19 protein-coding genes are annotated in these 21639 nt (G+C 53.1%); 11 read left to right on the top strand and 8 right to left on the bottom strand.

Annotated features, from left to right (window positions below; translation table 11 throughout):
* Window positions 1-57: 57 nt before the first annotated feature.
* From tatA to A9753_RS04550, 6 genes are all read left to right on the top strand, one after another.
* Window positions 58-351 (top strand): Sec-independent protein translocase subunit TatA, encoded by a 294-nt coding sequence (gene tatA, locus A9753_RS04575; RefSeq protein WP_067780968.1) that lies wholly within the window; start codon window positions 58-60, stop codon window positions 349-351.
* Window positions 352-470: 119 nt separating this feature from the next.
* Window positions 471-1658, top strand: coding sequence for a twin-arginine translocase subunit TatC (gene tatC, locus A9753_RS04570; RefSeq protein WP_067780964.1), 1188 nt, complete (start codon window positions 471-473; stop codon window positions 1656-1658).
* 15 nt (window positions 1659-1673) lie between these two features.
* Window positions 1674-2648 (top strand): diacylglycerol/lipid kinase family protein, encoded by a 975-nt coding sequence (locus tag A9753_RS04565; RefSeq protein WP_083090307.1) that lies wholly within the window; start codon window positions 1674-1676, stop codon window positions 2646-2648.
* A gap of 4 nt (window positions 2649-2652) precedes the next feature.
* Window positions 2653-5469 carry a DEAD/DEAH box helicase gene (locus A9753_RS04560; RefSeq protein ID WP_067780961.1) on the top strand — a complete coding sequence of 939 codons (2817 nt, stop codon included), beginning with the start codon at window positions 2653-2655 and terminating at the stop codon, window positions 5467-5469.
* Between the two features lie 89 nt (window positions 5470-5558).
* A complete protein-coding gene (gene lnt, locus A9753_RS04555; RefSeq protein ID WP_176702728.1) occupies window positions 5559-7190 on the top strand; it encodes an apolipoprotein N-acyltransferase in 1632 nt (543 codons plus the stop codon).
* Window positions 7191-7249: 59 nt separating this feature from the next.
* Window positions 7250-8035 carry a polyprenol monophosphomannose synthase gene (locus A9753_RS04550; RefSeq protein ID WP_067781157.1) on the top strand — a complete coding sequence of 262 codons (786 nt, stop codon included), beginning with the start codon at window positions 7250-7252 and terminating at the stop codon, window positions 8033-8035.
* A 167-nt stretch (window positions 8036-8202) separates the two neighbouring features.
* Here the strand turns inward: A9753_RS04550 and A9753_RS04545 are convergent, their stop codons facing one another.
* A complete protein-coding gene (locus A9753_RS04545) occupies window positions 8203-8559 on the bottom strand; it encodes an RNA polymerase-binding protein RbpA (RefSeq protein WP_067780958.1) in 357 nt (118 codons plus the stop codon).
* A gap of 101 nt (window positions 8560-8660) precedes the next feature.
* Between A9753_RS04545 and A9753_RS04540 the strand changes: the two genes are divergently transcribed.
* The 5 genes from A9753_RS04540 (at window position 8661) to A9753_RS04520 (ending at window position 13534) form a co-directional block, all read left to right on the top strand.
* The gene (locus A9753_RS04540; protein ID WP_067780955.1) at window positions 8661-9797 is read left to right on the top strand and encodes a 6-phosphofructokinase; all 1137 of its coding nucleotides are present in this window, start codon (window positions 8661-8663) and stop codon (window positions 9795-9797) included.
* A gap of 136 nt (window positions 9798-9933) precedes the next feature.
* Complete coding sequence (locus A9753_RS04535; protein ID WP_067780952.1) at window positions 9934-10386, top strand: ASCH domain-containing protein; 453 nt, start codon at window positions 9934-9936, stop codon at window positions 10384-10386.
* 547 nt (window positions 10387-10933) lie between these two features.
* Entirely contained in the window at window positions 10934-12028 is a 1095-nt protein-coding gene (locus tag A9753_RS04530) for an ABC transporter permease (protein WP_067780949.1), read from the top strand.
* The gene (locus A9753_RS04525) at window positions 12025-12711 is read left to right on the top strand and encodes an ABC transporter ATP-binding protein (RefSeq protein WP_067780946.1); all 687 of its coding nucleotides are present in this window, start codon (window positions 12025-12027) and stop codon (window positions 12709-12711) included. The genes A9753_RS04530 and A9753_RS04525 overlap by 4 nt, the downstream gene beginning before the upstream one ends.
* A gap of 154 nt (window positions 12712-12865) precedes the next feature.
* Entirely contained in the window at window positions 12866-13534 is a 669-nt protein-coding gene (locus tag A9753_RS04520; protein WP_067780944.1) for an SGNH/GDSL hydrolase family protein, read from the top strand.
* Between the two features lie 383 nt (window positions 13535-13917).
* Here the strand turns inward: A9753_RS04520 and aspS are convergent, their stop codons facing one another.
* From aspS to A9753_RS04485, 7 genes are all read right to left on the bottom strand, one after another.
* Entirely contained in the window at window positions 13918-15735 is a 1818-nt protein-coding gene (aspS, locus tag A9753_RS04515; protein WP_067780941.1) for an aspartate--tRNA ligase, read from the bottom strand.
* Between the two features lie 141 nt (window positions 15736-15876).
* Window positions 15877-16341 carry a transcription antitermination factor NusB gene (gene nusB, locus A9753_RS04510; RefSeq protein ID WP_067780938.1) on the bottom strand — a complete coding sequence of 155 codons (465 nt, stop codon included), beginning with the start codon at window positions 16339-16341 and terminating at the stop codon, window positions 15877-15879.
* Entirely contained in the window at window positions 16341-16901 is a 561-nt protein-coding gene (gene efp / locus A9753_RS04505) for an elongation factor P (protein ID WP_067780935.1), read from the bottom strand. Before efp ends, nusB begins: the two co-directional genes overlap by 1 nt.
* A 176-nt stretch (window positions 16902-17077) precedes the next feature.
* A complete protein-coding gene (locus A9753_RS04500) occupies window positions 17078-17671 on the bottom strand; it encodes a hypothetical protein (RefSeq protein ID WP_067780933.1) in 594 nt (197 codons plus the stop codon).
* Window positions 17668-19365 (bottom strand): 3-dehydroquinate synthase, encoded by a 1698-nt coding sequence (gene aroB / locus A9753_RS04495; RefSeq protein WP_245637363.1) that lies wholly within the window; start codon window positions 19363-19365, stop codon window positions 17668-17670. The genes A9753_RS04500 and aroB overlap by 4 nt, the downstream gene beginning before the upstream one ends.
* Window positions 19362-20582 carry a chorismate synthase gene (gene aroC / locus A9753_RS04490; RefSeq protein WP_067780928.1) on the bottom strand — a complete coding sequence of 407 codons (1221 nt, stop codon included), beginning with the start codon at window positions 20580-20582 and terminating at the stop codon, window positions 19362-19364. Before aroC ends, aroB begins: the two co-directional genes overlap by 4 nt.
* A 48-nt stretch (window positions 20583-20630) precedes the next feature.
* Entirely contained in the window at window positions 20631-21635 is a 1005-nt protein-coding gene (locus tag A9753_RS04485; protein ID WP_067780925.1) for a shikimate dehydrogenase family protein, read from the bottom strand.
* Between the last annotated feature and the right edge of the window lie 4 nt (window positions 21636-21639).

The following is a 21639-nucleotide window of genomic DNA, read 5'->3' as shown; positions in this document are numbered from 1 at the left end:
TGTAGGTAGGATAGGCTCGTTAGTTACTGGTCTCCAACAGGAAGGCAGGTTCCAGATATGGGAGCCATGCGCCCTTGGCACTGGATTGTTATCCTCGTCCTCCTCATCCTCCTCTTCGGTGCAAACAAGCTGCCCGAAATCGCCGGTAGCGTCGGCAAGTCGATGAAGGTATTCAAGAAGGAGGTCAAGGAACTTCGCGATGATGAACCCTCAACCTCCGCCCCGCAGGCACAGATCCCGCCGCAGCAGGGTACCTACTACACCCAGCCCACGCAGCCTGGCCAGGCGGCTCCCTCTGCCCAGCCGCAGCAGCAGTTCCCCAATCAGGATGGATCTGCCCCCTCGCAGTAAGTAGTGATGTGCTTGTGCGGGCGCGCCACTAGTATTTTTGGTGCGCCCGCACGCGCATGTTCACACCATTTCTCCATCGGCAGTCTTGCCACCACCGGTCAATGGAAAGGTAGCCACCCATGGCGCCACGTCTCAAGGTCTCCAAAGTCAACCGCAAGGAGAACCCTGAAGCACGCATGCCTATCGGCGATCACCTCAGGGAATTGCGCGACCGCGCCATCCTCGTCGCCATCGGTCTTGTCGTTGGCACAATCGTCGGTTGGTTTTTCTACGACTGGTTCTTTGATCTTTTGTTCCGCCCCATCGCCAAACTGATGGAGGACGGGCGCGAAGCAACCTTTAACTTCCCCACTATCACCGCGGCCTTCGACATGAAGTTCCGTATCTCTTTCTGGATGGGCGTGGTAATGACCAGCCCGTTCTGGATGTACCACATATGGGCATATCTTGCTCCCGGCCTGACCAAGAAGGAAAAGAAGTACGCATGGGGATTCGGCGGAGCCGGTCTCATTCTCTTCCTCGCTGGCGCATGGATGGCTTGGTGGATCATGCCCCATGCCGTGGAAATTTTCGCCCAGTTCGCCCCCAAACACATGGCGAGTTTCTTCCTCCACGCAGATCAGTACCTCACCTTCATCATCCGTTTGATGATCGCCTTCGGTGTAGCTTTCCTCTTCCCTGAATTTATGGTGGGCTTAAACTTCCTCGGCCTGGTTAAAGGCAAGACCATGCTCAAGGGGTGGCGTTACGCAGTTGTCGTGATCTTCGTGTTCATGGCCATCGCGAACCCGTTGCCGGATCCTCTACCGATGATTCTCACCTCCTTACCGGTCTGTGGCCTGTACTTTGGCGCCTGCGGTATTGCTATCTACAACGACAAACGCGTTGCCAAGAAGCGTGCCAAAGAGGAAGCTGAGTTGAATGCTGCTTTAGCTGAAGCTGAAGCTAAGGAACGTGCACAGCGCGAAGCTCGCGAGGCTGAACTCCTCGGCACTTCGCCTGTCCCTGCTGTTGAGGCTGTAATTGAACCTGCAGCACTCCCCACGGGTCAATCAACTCCTGAGGTTAAAGAAACTTCTCCTGAGGCTACTCGCGACTTAGAGGCTGCACCTAAGGCAGAAGAAACTCCTGGCAGCGAATCCGATAACAACGCTACTGTGGATAAATCTGACACTTCTGAAGCAACCGAGATGAACAGTACGGAAAAGACGGACTCTGGTGACTCTGGCGATGATGAGTCCGTTGGTTCCAACACTGACGCAACGAACAGTGACGATTCCGACGAATCTACCAGCCCTTCAGCCTAGTAAGTTCTTACCGTCATGGTGACTGTCGGATTAGTAACTAATCCAACCTCTGGTCATGGGCGTGCACGCTCTCATATCAAGAAGATCGTGCAACGTCTCAGAGACAACCATCTCACTGTCATTGACGCCACCGCGGACTCCTATGAGAGCACACATCGCGCTGCGCACGCCCTAGCGCGTCAGGGAGTTTCTGCTCTCGTGACTGTTGGTGGCGATGGCATGGTGCACCTCGGCGTCGATTCTGTAGCAGGAACGAATGTTCCACTTGGCATCATTCCTCTTGGTACCGGTAATGATGTATCCCGCCATTTCGCAATACCCACCTCCGTCAATCAAGCCGTTGACCTCATCGCCACCGCGCTTCGTTACCCTGATGACTACATCGCCACCAGTGACGTTATTGAAACCACTCGGCCAGATGGAACTCCTCTCGACCTAGGCCATCAGTTCTCGATGGCCATCGTCAGCGCCGGTATTGATGCGTCAATTAACGCCCGTGCAAACGCCATGCGCTGGCCTCGTCAATCAGGACGATACGTTCGGGCCGTGATGGAAGAACTACCACAGATTCATTCCTACGGATATACCATCACTACCGACCACTCCACCTTCACAGGTAAAGCAATCGTGGTCAGCGCCGCCAATACCCGCTATTTCGGAGGCGGCATGGATATAGTCCCTCACGCCGATCCCACAGATGGCTACCTCGACCTTATTCGCATCGACCCAGTCCCACCTCTCGAAGCGCTGCGTGTTTTCCCACAACTTTTCAAGGGCGGTCATATAAACCACCCGGCTGTGCATTGTGAACGTACACGCCAAGTGCTAATTGAATACGCACCAGGACCGGACGTTGCGCGCCCATGGGCACACCCTCCACTGCCATACTCAGATGGTGAAGCATTGGCTGACTTACCCCTCTTGATTCGCAGTTGCCCTCAGGGCGTACGAGTCATAACTCCACGGAAAGATTCCGGCAACGTAAACTGAAGACATGCCCACTCCTGCTGAGCGATACGCCATGGCAAAAAAGCGAGCGGTTTATCATTCTTCTCACCTCGCACAATTTGCCCACCGCTGCGATTTCCTTTTCGATGATTTCCAAGAAGAAGGATGCCAAGCAGTTCAAGACGGGCACAGTGTTCTCGTTGCTGCTCCTACCGGTGCGGGCAAGACCATCGTTGGTGAATTCGCCGCCTACCTTGCCCTCCAATTAGGTAAAAAAGCTTTTTACACCACGCCCATCAAAGCGCTAAGTAACCAGAAGTACACCGAATTCTGCAAGAGTTACGGTTCTGAGAACGTCGGACTATTAACCGGCGATTCCTCGATTAACTCTCATGCCCCTATCGTGGTTATGACCACCGAGGTGCTGCGTAACATGCTCTATTCGGGTTCGTCGAACCTGGATAATCTTGGCTTCGTAGTGATGGACGAAGTGCATTACCTCGCCGATCGATTCCGCGGCCCAGTATGGGAAGAAGTCATCATTCACCTTGCCGCCGATGTGCAAGTGGTCGCCCTTAGCGCCACCGTCTCTAACGCCGAAGAATTCGGTCAGTGGCTATCCGAAGTGCGGGGCAGTACCAAGGTCATCGTCTCTGAACATCGCCCAGTGCCTCTCACCCAACACATGATGGTGGGTAAAAAACTCTATTCGCTCTACGATGAGGGCACCACGAACATTAACTCGTCGCTCAATCGCGCACTCAAACACGCCAAATCTCAGGCACAGGCTGAAAAGGCACGAAAAAAAGCCAATTCAACTCGCCGCGGAATGCCGCGGCACAGTCCTGCAGCCCGGATCAAACCCCCCTCGCGTATTGCCGTCATCGATACCCTAGCGCGGCACAATATGTTGCCTGCAATCGTCTTTATCTTCTCCCGCGCGGGATGCGAAAATGCTCTTGCTGCTGCCCTCGCCTCCGGAGTCGATCTCACTACGCAAGAAGAAGCAGCTCAGATCCGTAATATTGTTGAACAGCGCACTGCTACGGTTCCGGCCGAAGATCTTCAGATGCTGGGCTACCATTCCTGGGTTGCGGCATTAGAGAGGGGAGTGGCGGCCCACCATGCGGGTTTGCTACCCGTGTTCAAAGAAACGGTTGAGGAACTCTTCAGTGCCGGCTTGGTCAAACTCGTCTACGCCACAGAAACCTTAGCCCTCGGCATTAATATGCCCGCCCGTACCGTAGTACTAGAAACGTTAAGCAAGTGGAATGGTCAGGGCCACGTGGATCTGACCCCAGGGGAGTACACCCAATTAACCGGTCGCGCAGGGCGACGTGGCATTGATACGCAAGGCCACGCCGTCGTTCTAGCACAGGGAGATATTGACGCCTACTCAGTCTCCCAACTCGCCTCCAAGCGCACTTACCCGCTACGCAGCGCATTCCGCCCCACATACAACATGGCTGTGAACCTTCTGTCTCACACCACACGTAGTCAAGCCAGGGAAATTCTCGAGTCCTCGTTCGCTCAATTCCAGGCCGACCGTTCTGTGGTCGAACTTGCTGCCGCAACCCGCCGACTACGATCCCAAATGGATTCCATGGAAGACTCCATGCAGTGCCACCTAGGCGATTTCCGTGAATATCAGTACCTACGTACCAAAATCTCTGAAGCAGAAAAATCTTTAGCTCACACGCGCTCACGGGAAAAACGTCAGGCCAATAGCCGTTCTATGGAGGCACTGCGTAGTGGTGACGTGGTGATTTTCCCATCTGGACGAAGGCTACGCCATGGCGTGGTCCTTCGGATTCTCCATGACCGACAAGGCATTGCAATACCAGAACTGCTCACCGAGGATGCTCGTGTTATTCAATTGGCACCTGAGCAGGCACCTGGGGGAGTAAACCTCGTCGGACATCTAGCTGGCACCACACGTGCAAATCTCGGATCGCACCGCGTACGTGAGGACCTAGTCCGTAAACTGCGCCGCCACCTTCGTGACGGAACACTAGAAGATACCGCACGGCGTCAGCGCACACGACGCCGCACAGACGCATCCGATGATCGTCTCGCCTCCGAGGTAGAACAATTGCGTCACAACATTGCTACCTGGCGCAATGAATTAGCTCAACACCCCTGCCATGGCTGTCCTGATCGTGAAGAACACGCACGACAGGGACGGTCGTGGGCAAAGAAAAACGCTGAACGTGAACGCCTCTACGCACGTATTGATTCGCGTACCGGTAACGTGGCGCGAACATTCGATGCAGTCTGTGATGTGCTCCAGCACCTTGGCTATATTGACTACACCGACAGTGCTCACAACCGTGACCATGTCACTGTCACCGATGCTGGACGCATGCTGGCCCGTATTTATGCAGAGCGTGATCTCCTAATCGCCCACTCAATTAGGCAAGGAGTCTTTGATGACCTTATGCCTGCTGACCTAGCCGCTGCTGTGTGCTCCTGTGTTTATGAACCACGCGCCGGCGCAGCACATGCACCGCTGAAAGCTCGCAATAGTGCCCTTGGACAAGCACTAGCACGAATTCACCGCGTAGCGGTCACTATTCGCGATCAAGAGTCTCTAGCGCGACTTGAGCACTCAGGCCTTGACGAGCCCTCGCTAAGCCCCGCAATGAGTTTGTGGGCACAGGGCGCTGACATGAGCGATGTGCTCAATCTCAGTGAAATGACACCTGGCGATTTTGTGCGGTGGAGCAAAATGGTGCTAGATGTGCTGCGTCAGTTAGCAGATCTACGGAGCAATGACGATACGACGTTGTCAACTATTGGTGCTCGGGCGGAGCGTGCAATTAATCAGATGAGTCGCGGAGTGGTGGCATATTCCTCTGTCTGAGGGGTGAATTCACTTTTACTGGTTTGTCACCTCATAACGTATTCGGAGTGCTACAACACTCTCCCAGCCAGTTAGGTTAGGCTGTGCGCGTGAAAAAGCCTGCCACTATGATCTCATCGCGAGCAGATCTCCCTGTCGCATTGGTTGGTGGCCTCATCACTGCTGCGGCTTTCCCCGCACCAGCACTTCTTAGCCCCACACCGCCACCCCAATGGAGCGTCGATTGGTTTACTCGCCCGCTTCTTGAACATACTGATCTTGTCGGGCGATGGTGGTGGGTTCTCATCGGCCTAGCCATCTGGACCATCGTGGGATATCGCCGATCTGTCTGGCGAGGGTTAGGCAACGGTTTTGTTTTTGGCCTTGGCTACTTCGCACCGCTTCTGCATTTTACGGCGACTTCAATGGGTAGCCCCATTGGCTGGATTGCTCTAAGCATCGTTCAAGCACTGTATGTCAGTGTGGCTGGGGGAGTGTGGAGCCTTGCCTCACGGGCGTTCTCTGAGCGCTCGTCAGTAAGACAGGCGCTCATCGCTTCCCTCATTTTCACTAGTGCCGAAGTAGTTCGCTCCCTATGGCCACTTGGGGGAATGCCGTGGGCGCGCGTCGCTTTTGCTCTGCCTGATGCACCAATGGTTCGCGTCGCTTCTCTCGGCGGTTCAGTACTTCTTAGTTTAGTGGCAACATTCATAGCCACGCTTCTTGGTCTGGCACTAATTCGTCTCAAGCATTGGCACATTCCCAGTGCCGCATTCTGCATTATCCTGGGAGCTACTGTGGCATTTGCACCACTGATGATTCCCATTGATAGCCGACCCCAAAACGGCACCATCAAAGTGGCACTTGTTCAAGGCAATGTTGCCACAGATACCGAAGCAGCATTCGCTCGTGCACGTGAAGTAACCACTAACCATGTCAATGCCTCAAGCGCCATGCTCGCTTCTCCTGATGCGAATGATCTCGATGTAGTAATTTGGCCGGAGAACGCTGCCGATCTTGACCCGCGCCGCCACGCTGACATTGCCCAAATGGTCACCTCAGTCGCTGATCAAGCAGACGTTCCCGTACTGGTTGGTTCCGTCCTTTATGACAATGACACGCGTTATAACGATCTCGTTGTATGGGAGCCAGGAACTACCCTCACCACTTCCGTTAACGCTCCTTTCTACCGAAAACATCACCCGGTGCCTTTCGGCGAGTATGTTCCCTATCGTTCCTTCCTCCAACGCTTTGTCCCTGACGTAGAACGCATTGGCGTGGATATGTCAGCCGGCGATGGACCTGCGACCTTGACGTTCCCAGCCGCTCATCGCGGTGATGACGTGACTGCCGCTGTAGGGATCTGTTTTGAGGTGGCCTATGACAGTATTCTTCGCCGAGGTGTCAATGATGGGGGAGAGTTCCTGATCGTTCCGACGAATAATGCCTCGTTCTTGTACTCATCTGAGGCATCTCAACAGTTAGCGATGGGACGGATCCAAGCGGTTATTCATTCCCGTGCTGTTGCTCAAGTGTCAACTGTCGGTATCACGGCACTTATTACGCCTTCCGGAGTAGTTACCCAAGATACACAGCCCTACACAGCGGATTTTGTCATTGGCACTATCCCGTTGCGCACAAGCATTACCCTTGCTGATCAACTAGGAAATTGGCCTGAATGGGTCGTCGCCACCTTTGGAGCCCTAATTCTGGTGACTTCTATGATTAGGATTAGGCATTAATCATGACCACTGGTGAGCACGGTGTCCTCATGCCGTCACCACATAAGGAGACCCTGCGCGTGAAATCGATCGTCGTAGTTCCCACGTACAACGAAATCGACAATATCGATACTGTGCTTAACCGGGTACGTGCCCACGCACCTTCATCGGATATTCTTGTTGTAGACGATAACTCACCCGATGGCACCGGCATTGTTGCCGACCGCCGTGCTGAGGATGACTCACACATCCACGTTCTTCACCGTGAAGAAAAGAATGGGCTAGGCCCCGCATATCTCGCAGGTTTTACTTGGGCACTTGATCACGGTTACGAACTCATTGTGGAAATGGACGCTGACGGATCGCATCGTCCCCAGGATGTTGCCTTACTTATCCAACGCGCAGAAATGCCTGATCATCCTGATTTGGTCATTGGTTCTCGTTGGGTCTCCGGCGGTACTACACACGGTTGGGATGCTAAGCGTGTTTTTCTTTCTCGGGCAGGAAACGCTTATATCAATGCGCTTCTTGGCCTCGGTGTACTTGATGCCACCGCGGGATTACGTGTCTACCGCGCAAACATTCTTTGTGGAATTCACCCTGAAGATATAGAAGCAACTGGCTACGGCTTCCAGGTCAATATGACCAAAATCGTCCACGAACGTGGCGGAACAATCGTTGAAATGCCAATTACGTTCCTTGAGCGCGAGGCAGGAGAGTCAAAGTTGTCCGGTGATATTTTCACCGAGGAACTTCAATTGGTTACACGGTGGGGACTGGCTCATCGCGCTACACAACTAAAGGATCTTTCCAAGTCTGTCGTGTCGACGATCAACGGGAAGTTGAAAGATCGTCGTGCTCGCTAAATCAGTCTGATGGTATCTGTGAAACGCTGGCACTTTTTGTTCACTCATCGGAGATGGCAGTCTCAGCGATTACAGGTCTCAGCCTTTACGCTATAACACCATGTGTGGGGCGGCACCGCATTGCGGTGCCGCCCCACACATGAAACAACTCAAGGTTGCTGGGAAGATTAGTGCTGTTGGCGGTAAACCTCACCACTACGCAATAGTTCAAGACGCTCATCGAGGAGAACCTGCAACTCTTCGATACTGCGGCGTTCAAGAAGCATGTCCCAGTGAGTACGAGGGGCCTTCTTGGGCTCATCAGACTCGGGTTCTTCATCCTCACCCACTCGTACTGCCATGCCGCCGCATTCAGGGCATTCCCATGTTGGGGGAACGTCTGCTTCCTTGGCCATGGGCACGCTGGTGACGTGAGCCAGGGGGCATTCGTAGGTGATGGTCATGCGTTCAGCGAACTCCACGCCGTCCTCGGTCTCCATCGATTTGGCTCCGATGGTCATGCCTCGTAATGCGCGGTCTGCCATATGGGCAACGCCTTTCTTATCGCGACGTGTTATGCACGCCTTTGGTCTTATCCAGTCTTTTATTATAGCCGCATTACATGAAGTAGTGGATACTTAGCCTCATGGCTAAAAAACGTATCGGAATTCTGACCGCCGGTGGCGACGCCCCGGGCCTCAACGCTGCAATTCGTGGCTTTGGAAAATCAGCCATCGCTGAACGCGGTTGGGAACTGATCGGTTTCCGTGACGGTATGCGTGGTTTGGCTGAGAACCGCACGATCTCCTTGGATGCCAAGTCGCTGTCTGGGATTCTCACCACGGGTGGCACTATCTTGGGCACTAGTCGTGACAAGGTTCATCGCATGATCGTCGACGGTGAGCCTACAGACATGATTCCAACAATTGTCGAGAACTACGGCAAAAATAAACTTGATGCCTTGGTATGTCTGGGAGGCGGTGGCACAGCAAAGAATGCTAAGCGTCTTAAAGATGCTGGCCTCAATGTCATCCATCTACCTAAAACCATTGACAATGACATTGTCCATACCGATACCTCATTTGGCTTTGCTACTGCGTTGGAAATCGCTACCGAGGCTGTTGATCGTTTACATTCCACAGCCCACTCTCACCATCGCATCATTTTGACCGAAATTATGGGTCATCGCGCCGGATGGTTAGCCTTGGGTGCTGGTATCGCTGGGGGAGCCGATGTCATCTTGCTTCCCGAGATTCCCTACCACGTCGATGCCATTGCTGAACGCATCATGCGTCGCCATTCCCACGGTTTAACGTTCTCCGTGGTGGCAGTTGCCGAAGGAGCCTTGAGTGCCTCTGATACGGTGGAAATGGACCATGCGCGGGCCCTAGTTAAAGATGCTTCGTCGCCTGAGTCCAAGGCTTTAGCCAAGCGTGGCGTGCGCGCTTTAGAATCCAAACATCGTGCCAACACGTTCCGCCTTGCTGAGCAACTCGAAGAAGCTACCGGCTTGGAGGCTCGCGTCTCAATTCTTGGTTACGTCCAACGTGGTGGTACACCGTGCGCCGCTGACCGCCTTTTGGGTACCCGTTTAGGCGTTGCTGGCACTCAGGCGATTGCTGATGGACACTTCGGCGTGATGGTAGGGGATAGGGGCCATGGCACCGAATTAGTTCCCCTGGAAAATGTTGCTGGCCAGATTAAGTACGTTCCAACTGATCATGAGTGGATTAAGGCCGCTCGTGAGGTAGGGACAACCTTTGGTGACGAGGGCATTTCCTAATCATTAGATGATTTTTACCTGCATTTTCAGCGTAAACTGCTTGTATTAAGATCATGATGATGCTAATAATGAGTGCATATAAGAAGGTAGTCTCACGGCGTCAGAAATATTATGTCAACTTTTGAGGTGGTCCTTGGTGCTAGAACTCCACGAACTTCCCCCTCATCTTCAAGACCTCCCTGTTGGCCTCTATAAGTTTCCTGGGCCAGAGCGTGACGCTCTAGTTGCCGCTATTGATGATGGCCGTAAAACCACCACATCAAGTCTTCTCATTGAATATATCGTTCACGATCTACCGATTCCTGCAGCCGGTGATCGTGAAGTGGTTATCGATTCTGCTGAACGCGCTATTTGCTTAACTCGCGCTACATACGTCGAAGTGTGCCGCTTAGCTGACGTCGAACTTCGTCACGTCCTTGGAGAAGGCACAGGACGTAAGTCTGTCGAAGAATGGCGTACTGCCCAGGAAATTTTCTGGCGCTCAGCACGCTTTGAACGCGTCCTGAAAGATTTTGGCGTCACCAACTTTACGTTAAGTGATGATTCGCTTGTCGTCTGGGTGACGATGGAAGTCACCGAGCATTTCTAGGCAACCAGTAATTATTGATTCGGCTCTCACACGTACTGTTTCAAGTGACATATGGCCATACGACGCCGTTTCGCCACCTTCCAGCACAAACTCAGTTCAGCGTTTTTCTCCGATAATGTACATTATGTCAAATTAAGTAGAGTGATTCCTTCTCCTGGGATCAAGACTTCGATCATTACCACCTTCAACACTCCCCCCTCCTCACCAACCTGAAATGCGAATGACCTAACGACCTGACCAACCTGAAATGCGAATGACCTAACGACCTGAAATGTCCGTTACCTGACGGCATCACACTTCCTCTCGGCCTTCTAAACGCAACGCCAACATCAGCAACACGACACAGCGCCTACCCATACAACACAGAACTTTTCGTTGCAATAACAACAAAAACTCACGAGAGATTTCATGACACGCAGTCATTATCGTAATGCCCCTTCCCTCGCGATAACTATTTCTTTCCGGTAGGCTCGTCGTAGGTCAGTGAAACCGATTGACCTCCACGTACTGCCCTGTGCGTGCACCTCATTGTTCAGGAGTTGCCAGCATGTTTCTTGCCTTGCGAGAAATAAAACACCAACCCACACGTTTTGCCCTCATCATCGCGGTCATCACGCTCGTGGCCTACCTGACGTTCTTCCTTGCAGCCCTCGCTGATGGCCTTGCCTTTTCTTTCCGTGCAGCGGTCGATAACTGGGACGCCAAGAACGTTATTCTCACGGATACATCCAACCGCAATATTCAGGCTTCACGTATGACACCCGACATGGTGTCTGATGCCGAAAAAGTGGCCGGCGGAAAAGATCATTCTGCGTCCATCGTCTTGGTGCCAATCGTTCTCGAACGTCAAGAAGACGGCAAGGTCACCCAGAAGTCTGATTCTTATATTCTTGGACTTGAACCTGGCGCTTTCATTTCCCCGAAGGTCACCGAAGGACGTGAACCTACGGATGAAAAAAATGAAGTTATCGTCAATGATTCCCTCAAGGAAGATGGCTGGAAACTCAACGACACGGTGTACCTGTCAGGTTGTAAGCACCCCTTTACCATTGTGGGCTTCACACACAACAACACCTTCCAAACTCTCCCTGTGCTCTACATTGACCAAGAGACTCTGCTTGATGAAGCTCCCAAAGAACTGAGCCTGACCACTAACGCGGTAGTGACGAAGTCAGAACTCTCCCCATCAGATATTGATGCACTGTCTGACAAGAACCTTGACACCCTCACCACTAAGAAATTTATCGAAACGCTCCCTGGCTACAGTGCTCAAGTCTTGACTTTCTCAATGATGATTGGCGCTCTCATCATCATCGCCTCATTCGTTCTATCCATCTTCTTATATGTGTTGACTCTTCAAAAACGTGCAGTGCTCGGCATCTTGAAGGCTCGTGGCGTTCCCACAAGTTATCTGGTGCGCTCTGGTGCAGCCCAGTCCATTGTGTTATCAGCCATTGGTGTGGGACTTGGTGCGCTCTTGACCTTCCTGACCAGTTTCGTCTTGCCTGCCAAGATGCCCTTTATGATCAACTTCGGTAACGATGTTCTCATCGCCCTGGCATTCATTTTCTTCTCCATCATCGGAGGACTGATGAGCGTACGAGTCGTCACTCGTATCGATCCCGTGGAGGCAATCTCATGACCACCTCAAATTCTCCTGTCCTAACTCTGGATAACGTATCCAAAGACTTCCGCCAGGGCGACGAAATTATTCACGCTCTGCGTCCTACCGATCTCGATATCTACGCTGGTGAATTCGTGGGAATCCTTGGACCGTCAGGTTCGGGAAAGTCAACGATGCTTACAATTATGGGCGGCTTACGATCCCCCGGTAATGGACGCGTGTTTATTAACGGAGAAAAGTTTTCCGAACTTAAAGAAAAACAACGAGCTGAAATCCGTCACCGCAAAATTGGTTTCGTTCTTCAAGCCGCCGGCCTTGTACCGTTCTTGCAGATTAATGACCAGTTCTCACTGTATGACCGAGTTGCCGGCACTAAACCGAACTTTGATCGTCGTGATGACTTAATGAAGTCTCTCGACATTAGTAAGTACGGCAAGAGTTACCCTGGTGACCTCTCCGGTGGCGAGCGCCAGCGTGCCGCTATTGCTGTGGCTCTCTATCATGATCCTGCACTGATTCTCGCTGATGAGCCCACTGCTGCTCTCGATACGCAGCGCGCCATGACTGTAGCCAAGATTCTTGCGGACCAGACGCATGAACGTGACAAGGCCACCGTCATGGTTACCCATGATGAGCGTCTGCTTGATGTGTGTGATCGAGTTCTTCAGATGAAGGATGGCGAACTAACTACCATTCGTTAATGGGTTCTCGCTCTTGACCATCCTGATCATTAACTGGCGGGGATGATGACTTACTGATCGTCATCCCCGCCAGTTTTTGCTTAGTTAATTCATGTGCTCATCGCATAGTCGTGGCTATCTCATCATCGTAACGAGCGAGAGTAGTCTTAGAATCGTGAGTCCATCTTTTGAAGCAAGTCTTGAATCGACAATTCCTCGGTCAACCCACTTCCCTACCGCTGTGTTTTTCGGAGATTCGATTACCACCGGTTGGCGTGCGATTAGTCACCCACGAAATCGTTTTTCATCCCTGATTTGTGAATTCTTCGGGTGGCGTGAAGTCAATCTTGCTCTTGATGGATTGGGATTCTTTGCTCGTCGAGGTGGGCGTCTGCCCAATGGACAAGTCGCTCCCTCCTGTTGCGATACCACGTGGTTAACCACTGCTATCAAAGTTCAGCCGGACGTCTTGACTGTCTGCCTAGGAATCAATGATTCAGAGTTTCTGCCTTCTCAGATGGATTATGTACGCCAAGGAATTGAGCACGACCTCGCTTTTCTCAAGCAGCGTCTCCCAAGCACTCCCCTAGTGATCGCACCATATTTCCCAGATCTTCATGTCGGTCCACGTTTTCAAGTTGTTCATCGAATGATTCATGACGTAGCAACAGGCTTAGGGCTGTACTCCACCGACGCAATGAGTCATGCCATTGATGGAGACAACACTAAACTCGCCATGGATGGTATTCATCCAAATGATTCTGGTCATGCGGCTTTAGCGCGTGCGATGATTAACGTGTATCAGCAGATTCTTCCGCCGGACGTTCTTGGGCCTTCCTCATAATCGACTCCCCTATTCCGCAAGGCCCCTTCCCCAAAACTCCCCCACCAACTACAAAAAGTCGGGGTTTCCCCTTTGGCTTAATTGTGCTCTTAATCGGTGGTCTTGCTCTGGTCTTAGGCGGTGGCATATTTGCTCTAGTCAGTGCTTTCCGCTGATTCCACTACCTCTTAACAATCCCGTTACTTCCCCCCTCCCCTAGCGCCCCCTCAAACTTCACGTGGGATAACACGAATCACCAAACTGTTTATTCTGGTGAATTCCGACCTGGTTACTCCACCGTTGGCAGCCATTAGTACGACAAGATCAGAATTTTCCATGACAAGAAAAGTGTGGGGATAAACCACAAAGGTTCATCCCCACACATTTATCCTCGCAGCGAAGGATTAGGCTTTCTTGTCTGCCTTCTGCGCCTTATCAGACTTGGTGTTCTCCTTATCCTCAGGCTTGGCATCCACACCGGCTTCCTTACGCTGCGCCTCCGTAATAGGTGCAGGTGCCTCAGTAAGGGGATCAAAGCCGCCGCCAGACTTGGGGAATGCGATCACATCACGAATGGAATCGGCCTTGGTCAGCAAGGACACGATACGGTCCCAACCGAAGGCAATACCACCATGAGGGGGCGCGCCAAACTTGAAGGCATCAAGGAGGAAGCCGAATTTCTCCTGTGCTTCTTCTTCACCAATTCCCATGACCTTGAAAACACGTTCCTGAACGTCACGACGATGGATACGGATTGAACCGCCACCAATTTCATTGCCATTGCAAACAATGTCGTAAGCGTATGCCAACGCGTTACCGGGATCTGTGTCGAAGGTATCCAAGCATTCCGGCTTAGGTGAGGTGAATGCGTGGTGGACTGCGGTCCAAGCACTTCCGCCCAGAGCTACGTCACCTTCTGCCTTGGCTTCAGCGGAGGGTTTGAAGAGGGGAGCATCAACAACCCAGACGAAGGACCATTCGTCCTCGTTAATGAGGCCACAACGCTTGCCTACCTCGAGACGAGTGGCTCCTAGAAGCGCACGAGCGGCATCAACAGTACCCGCGGCAAAGAAAATACAGTCTCCGGGTTGTGCGCCAGTTGCGGCTGCCAGACCGTTACGTTCGTCATCGGTGATGTTCTTTGCAACGGGGCCGGTGAGAGTACCATCCTCACCCACAATGACGTAAGCAAGGCCTTTAGCGCCACGCTGCTTAGCCCATTCCTGCCAAGCATCGAAAGTGCGACGAGACTGACTTGCACCACCGGGCATCACTACAGCACCCACATAGGGATTCTGGAAGACACGGAAGGTGGTGTTTTTGAAGTAGTCAGTGAGGTCAATCAGTTCCAAACCGAAGCGCAAATCAGGCTTATCTGAGCCATACTTCTCCATCGCATCGGCATAAGTCATGCGAGGGATTGGGGTTTTCAGATCATAGCCAATGAGTGCCCAGACTTCTTTGAGGATATCTTCGGCAACGGCGATAACGTCGTCCTGCTCAACAAAGCTCATCTCAATATCGAGCTGGGTGAATTCAGGCTGACGATCGGCACGGAAGTCTTCGTCACGGTAACACCGCGCAATCTGGTAGTAGCGCTCCATGCCTGCCACCATGAGTAGTTGCTTGAAAAGCTGAGGTGACTGGGGAAGGGCATACCAACTGCCGGGGCTCAGACGTGCAGGAACAAGGAAATCGCGTGCACCCTCAGGCGTGGAACGAGTGAGGGTAGGAGTTTCAATTTCCACAAAGTCGTGAGAATCCAGCACCCGACGTGCTGCTTGGCTGACCTTAGAACGCAAACGAATAGCTCGCTGCATAGGAGAACGACGAAGGTCAAGATAGCGGTATTTCAATCGAGTTTCTTCGCCAACCTGGCCTGCATCTTCAGCGTGGTCGGAAACCTGGAACGGCAGGGGAGCTGAAGGGTTGAGAATTTCTACCTCATCAACCATGACCTCAATCTCGCCGGTGGCAAGGTTGGGGTTGGCGTTGCCCTCAGGGCGTGCTTCGACAGTGCCGGTAACGCGCAGAACGTACTCAGCACGCAGATCGTGGACGATTTCTTCACGGATGACAATCTGGGCAATGCCAGAGGCATCACGCAGGTCAACGAACGCCACACCACCGTGATCGCGACGGCGATCAACCCAGCCGGTGAGAGTAACGGTTGAACCGATATCTGATGAACGTAGGGAACCTACAGTACGTGTACGAAGCACGTGAGTCCTTCCAGTTGGGGCAAATACCCGTGCCCATGCCGGGGACGCACCGCGAGACGGGCGGGCGCCATCATCATGCTCATGTGAGCGATGATAAGAAGAAAAAGATGTGTGCGGCGCTTGATAGCGCCGCACACACTCTCATACAGCGATGGTATCTGAGAGATCAGCAATTCGGCCGAGCAGTCCATTAAGGAACCGTGGTGAATCGTCAGTTGAGAGAAGACGGGCCAGTGTCATTGCTTCGTCAACAGCGACAGGGCCATCTACCTCGTCATTAAAGAGGATCTCCCACACGGCAACCCGGGCAATTGCTCGGTCGACGGCGGGCATACGATCCAGTGACCACTGCTGTGAGTGGCTGGCTAGCACAGAGTCGATGTCATCAATATGGTCACATACACCGGTAAGGATGGTCCGGGTGTATTCAGGAGCCTGGGTATGGTTAGCGGAGGTAACAACGCGTTCTGCGCTGAGGTCCCGCAAAGCCTGGGTGGATTCCAGACCTCGTTGGTCCGCTTCAAAAAGAACCTCTACCGCACGGCGCCGCGCCTTAGTTCGGGCGGTGACTTGATGCTTGCTTGCAGGTGAGGATGAGTCCTTCATCAGTTCACGCGAGAGATGTAGCTGCCAGTGCGGGTATCGACCTTAAGTTTGTCATCCACGTTGATGAAAAGAGGAACCTGGATTTCAGTGCCGGTCTCAAGGGTGGCGGGCTTGGTACCAGCGTTAGAACGGTCTCCCTGCAAACCGGGCTCGGTGTGGGATACAGCAAGAACAACTGCTGCGGGCAGTTCGACGAAAAGTGCTGCGTCTTCGTGGAAGGCTACGATAACTTCCTGGTTTTCGAGCATAAAGCGGGATGCCTCACCGACAGTCTCATCAGAGACGTAGACCTGATCGTAGGTCTTGACATCCATAAAGACGTAGTCGGATCCATCCTTGTACAGGTACTGCATATCGCGGCGATCAACGGTGGCGGTCTCTACCTTGATGCCTGCGTTGAAGGTCTTGTCGACGGTTTTACCGGAAAGAACGTTCTTGAGCTTGGTGCGCACGAAAGCGGGGCCCTTACCCGGCTTGACGTGCTGGAATTCCACTACCTGCCACAGCTGACCCTCCAGGTTGAGTACCAAGCCGTTCTTCAGGTCGTTCGTCGTTGCCACGAGTTGTTCCTTCGCTAGTAGACATAGTGATGACTAGCGTGAGTCTACCGCGATATCCAACGTTCGCCTAGTTACAGCAGATGACCCGCTGGTGGGACGTACCTCATTTTTTACATATTCTGCCCCAGGCCCGGTGGTGGTAAGAGGGTGGTATCAAGAAAGTCGGGCTCAAGCGTTTAAAACACAACAGAGACGAGTACATCGATCAGCCACGCAGCAGAATCGTCGCTTGCTTCATCGATTACTAATACCTCATGACAAATGTCGCGAAGGGCAGTTTCACGGCGTTCGCACATCGTGGCAAAGGTTGAGAAAACGGGTCCCAAGGCAATCGAGCGGGGAGCGCTCAGGCCAATGGCATGGGCAAGTTTTCGTGGTGTTCCTGTCAAGCCGACAATTGGCAGATCTACCGAACGGATGAGTTCACAACATTCCTCATCCTCGACGACCAATGACGGTACAACAACCAGACATTCAAGGGAGCGAGGGCTCATCCTTTGGGCATCATCACTGCGCGTCAATGCGGTGGCGTTTTCTCTGTGGACGGCTACCGACTGCACGTTCTGCAACGTATCAGTTAAAACCTGACGATGAGCATCAATCCAGCGCTCTTGACCAACATAAGCCACGGCAAGTTCAGCAGGAACCCCCAGAGCACGAGCAGCATGAGATTCCACATCGAAGACTACTCCCCCACGCTCCGCCACGACCTCCGCTAAGGACGACGGCAGAGCGCCAGGAAGAGCAATGAGCAAGGCTGCACGAGTCACAGGACACGGCCCCAAATCTGATCGTGTGCTTGCTCAAGAATGCGATGATCCGTGATGACAGTGCGTACGGGCTGGGCAATTCCTTCTAGAAGAACCATACGGATTTCTCCGCCGCGAACCTTCTTATCGGAAAGCATCACGGCCATCATGTCCTCAAAAGAGGGGATATTGCCCTCCCACTCGTTCACTGAGAGGCTGACTGGTAGTCCAACACTGGCCAGTGCCTGACGATGCCGTTCAACCAAGGCGTCATCAATCATTCCCAGTGCGTGGGCAACATGTGCAGCGAACATACACCCTACGGCCACAGCGTGACCGTGGTGCCAGGTGTATCCAGAAAGCGTTTCAATCGCGTGAGCGTAGGTGTGTCCATAATTAAGGATTTCACGACGTCCTTGCTCGGTGAGATCTTCGCTGACCACATCGGCTTTCACGCGCACTGAGCGTGAAATGAGTTCCTTCATTTCCTTTGTAGTCACATCGGTAGCACGCTGTGGGTCAGCGGCAATAATGTCAAGGATTATGGGGTCAGCAATGAATCCGCATTTTATGACTTCGCCTAAGCCTGTACGAACCTCAACATCATTGAGGCTAGCCAGGGTCTTGCAGTCGGCGAATACTGCGGATGGGGAGTAGAAAGCTCCTACAAGGTTTTTTCCGGCAGCAGTATTAATGCCGGTCTTACCACCTACTGCTGCGTCCACCATGCCAAGGACGGTCGTAGGAACTTGAATAACAGGGACGCCGCGCAACCATGTGGCAGCGACAAATCCTGCGAGGTCTGTAGTGGCTCCTCCCCCAAGTCCGATTACTGCACCATCGCGTCCGACGCGAGCAATACCTAGTTCGTCCCAGCAACGGGAAAGAACCTTAGAGGTTTTTTGTTCTTCTCCAGAGGGCACGGAAATAGTGGCTACAGTAATACCTGCGTTTCCCAGGGCGTGAGCAAGTCGCTGAGTATATGCACCCACTTCAGGAGGGCTAATAATGGCAGCAATGCCTTGTCCTTGATGGGTTGCCTCACGGACAGTCGCAACAATGTCTCGTTCGAGGTGGTCCCCAATAACGACGTCGTAAGCAGGGGTAGTGCGAACGGGTACCACGTCTGTTCGCTCAGGATCGTGAACAGGCAGGGTAGTGGAATCGTCATTCACGCCGAGTACTTTGAGGATCTGAGCAGCAACTTTCTGGGCGCTTAGTCCATCGGTAGTGACGGTCAGGGTAGCAACTTCGTCGTAGTACTCCGAACGTTCACTAAACAAAGTCGCCATCCGTGCTTCAACGTCAGTGTTTTCCATTAAGGGCCGTCCAGTTCCTGAGCCCACGCGCTCTGCTGCCACCTCAGGAGAGGTGTGGAGATAGACCACAGTATGGCCCTTAAGCAGTTCACGATTTGCCGCAGTGACTACAGCACCTCCGCCAAGAGCAATCACCCCCAGCGCACGCGCTGGACCGGTCAAAATGGCCGTCAAAGCCTGGTGCTCACGGCGACGAAACGCATCATGACCTTCAGTAGCGAAGATTTCGGGAATGCTCATCCGTGCACGGCGGCGAATCTCAGCATCGAGATCAGTTACTTGAAGGCCGAGTTCCTCAGCAACCAAGCGAGCGACAGTAGTCTTACCTGCACCGGGCAGACCAATAAGAACGATGGGGACATCAACAGGTGCGGGCTGCGCGAATGAGTGTTTCACCAGGTTGTCCTTTCGTCCACATGCTCAAGGTAAGCTTCGAGGTTGCGCCGACATTCGACGATCGAGTCGCCTCCAGTCTTTTCCAATAATGCCTGAGCAAGTGTCAACGCGACCATAGATTGAGCAATAAATGCTGCAGGAACCACCGCACACACGTCGGAGCGCTGGTGCAAGCCTACGGTCGATTGCCCAGTATCAAGATCTACGCTTTCCAATGCACGAGGAACAGTAGAAATGGGTTTAAGTGCTGCGCGAACACGCAGGGGCGCACCGTTGCTCATCCCACCTTCTACTCCCCCAGCGTAGTTCGATGAACGTTCGATAGTGCCAGAGTAAATGGAAGTGATCGGATCGTGAGCTTGGGTGCCAGGAACGTGTGCCTGGCGCCAGGCATCGCCGATTTCTACACCCTTGACCGACTGAATACTCATCACCGCTGCAGCAAGTTGCGAGTCGAGTCGCCGATCCCATTGAGTGTGGCTGCCCAAACCAACTGGAACGTTGTATGCGATAACTTCAACAACTCCACCTAAGGTGTTGCCTTCTTGCTTGGTACGGTCAATCAAATCCATCATGGCCTGACCAGTAACCTCATCGCAGCAGCGCACGGGATGAGCATTGAGCGCTTCGTTCATGTCGGCACTAGGCAATGGAGTATCTACTGGTAATTCCACATCTCCGATGGAGACGACATGACTGACCAGTTCAATTCCGGCCACTTGGCGAAGAATCTCGCTGGCTACGGTACCCACCACTACACGGGAGGCGGTTTCGCGAGCACTGGCACGTTCGAGGATGTTGCGCGCATCATCGACGTCGTATTTCATCATTCCAGCCAAGTCAGCATGTCCGGGCCGGGGACGTGTGAGTTTCTTATTGCGTGCGATTTCTCGTTCATCACCTGTTCCTGCGTCTTTACGAAGCAAAGCAGGATCAACCGGATCAGGACTCATCACAGCAGTCCACTTGGGCCATTCAGAATTAGCGATGTGGAAACTGAGGGGGCTGCCAAGAGTTTTACCGTGGCGCAATCCGCCGGTGATGGTAAGAACGTCGCGTTCAAATGCCTGACGGGCCCCCCGCCCGTAGCCTTGACGGCGCTGAGCGAGATCACGCTCAATACGCTCGCTAGTCAGTTCGAGGCCTGCAGGCAGTCCATCGATCATTGCGGTCAAGGCAGGGCCGTGTGACTCACCGGCAGTCATCCATCGAAGCATGGGAAGATCTTTGCACATGAGCGCCATGTGAAAAAACCGCACCGCATATTAGAGGATTTCAAGTCCACGTTCTTCAAGTGCCTGATAGAGCGCTTGACGCATGGGTTGGACACTTGGGCGTTGTCCTGTCATGAGCATCACTTGGGGTACTGCCTGGAACAGAAGCATGAGGTATCCAGGAATAAGACTTCCTCCTGCTCGTCGCCATGCATCAGACAGCGGTGAGGGCCAGGGATCGTAGATAACGTCAAGGAGATAGTGGCCGGTAAGGTCGATGTGTCCTGCTATTGCGGCGTCGTGAAGATACCTTGCCCATGTGTCAGCGACACCTTTGGGGAGGGTGGAGATCATCAGGCTGTGGGACGAGCAAAGACTTGTGATGTGTTCCCTCAGAGCGGGGACCAACTCTGCTGAGGTGGGTTCTGGGCAGCCAATCAATTCGGAATTATCATCTGACTCATGGGTCAACGAGTGGGTCTCAATGGTCAGGCCCATACGCTGGGCTGCTGCAGAAGTTCTCTGCTCCCCATAATGACGCCGAGCAGCCACCGATATTTCTGAGTAGCCCAGTTGAGTCAGTGCTGCCAATGATGAACATGCAGTCGCGCCACTTCCGAGAATGAGAGCACGTCCACTATCTCCTGTGCTATCAGATGCAATGTCGGCAATCTGTTCAGCATTCATCACGTCACGGACGGCTTCGACGATGCCTTCCACGTCAGTGTTAAAGCCTGAAGTGAGTGCCTCATCGTCCGGCGCGGAATGGGAAAAGACGATGGTGTTGAGCGCGCCTACCACCTTCGCTAACGGGTCGAGTACATCCATCCGTTCCATCAATGTTTGCTTATGAGGCATGGTGACGGAAAGACCTGACCACGAAGAGTGCGGTTGAGCGCACTTTTTAATGAACTCAGGACCTTCCTGCGGGGTGACTTCGACGCGGTCGTAGGCCACCACATTGTCCAACCCCAATTCGTGGTAGGCGGCTTGGTGAAGAATAGGAGATAGGGAATGGGCGACGGGATATCCCATCACTCCACAGTGCAAAACCATAACG

The organism is Actinomyces vulturis, from assembly GCF_001687305.1.
Lineage (GTDB): Bacteria > Actinomycetota > Actinomycetes > Actinomycetales > Actinomycetaceae > Actinomyces > Actinomyces vulturis.
This window is presented reverse-complemented; position numbering and strand designations above follow the sequence as displayed.

What these genes read in the sequence shown, in the direction of transcription:
- A9753_RS04565 (WP_083090307.1), top strand. Translation starts at nt 1,674, where the DNA reads ATGGTGACTGTCGGATTAGTAACTAATCCAACCTCTGGTCATGGGCGT.
- A9753_RS04540 (WP_067780955.1), top strand. Translation starts at nt 8,661, where the DNA reads ATGGCTAAAAAACGTATCGGAATTCTGACCGCCGGTGGCGACGCCCCG.
- A9753_RS04530 (WP_067780949.1), top strand. Translation starts at nt 10,934, where the DNA reads ATGTTTCTTGCCTTGCGAGAAATAAAACACCAACCCACACGTTTTGCC.
- nusB (WP_067780938.1), bottom strand. Translation starts at nt 16,341, where the DNA reads ATGAAGGACTCATCCTCACCTGCAAGCAAGCATCAAGTCACCGCCCGA.
- A9753_RS04560 (WP_067780961.1), top strand. Translation starts at nt 2,653, where the DNA reads ATGCCCACTCCTGCTGAGCGATACGCCATGGCAAAAAAGCGAGCGGTT.
- aroC (WP_067780928.1), bottom strand. Translation starts at nt 20,582, where the DNA reads ATGCTTCGATGGATGACTGCCGGTGAGTCACACGGCCCTGCCTTGACC.
- A9753_RS04485 (WP_067780925.1), bottom strand. Translation starts at nt 21,635, where the DNA reads ATGGTTTTGCACTGTGGAGTGATGGGATATCCCGTCGCCCATTCCCTA.
- A9753_RS04525 (WP_067780946.1), top strand. Translation starts at nt 12,025, where the DNA reads ATGACCACCTCAAATTCTCCTGTCCTAACTCTGGATAACGTATCCAAA.
- tatC (WP_067780964.1), top strand. Translation starts at nt 471, where the DNA reads ATGGCGCCACGTCTCAAGGTCTCCAAAGTCAACCGCAAGGAGAACCCT.
- A9753_RS04545 (WP_067780958.1), bottom strand. Translation starts at nt 8,559, where the DNA reads ATGGCAGACCGCGCATTACGAGGCATGACCATCGGAGCCAAATCGATG.
- tatA (WP_067780968.1), top strand. Translation starts at nt 58, where the DNA reads ATGGGAGCCATGCGCCCTTGGCACTGGATTGTTATCCTCGTCCTCCTC.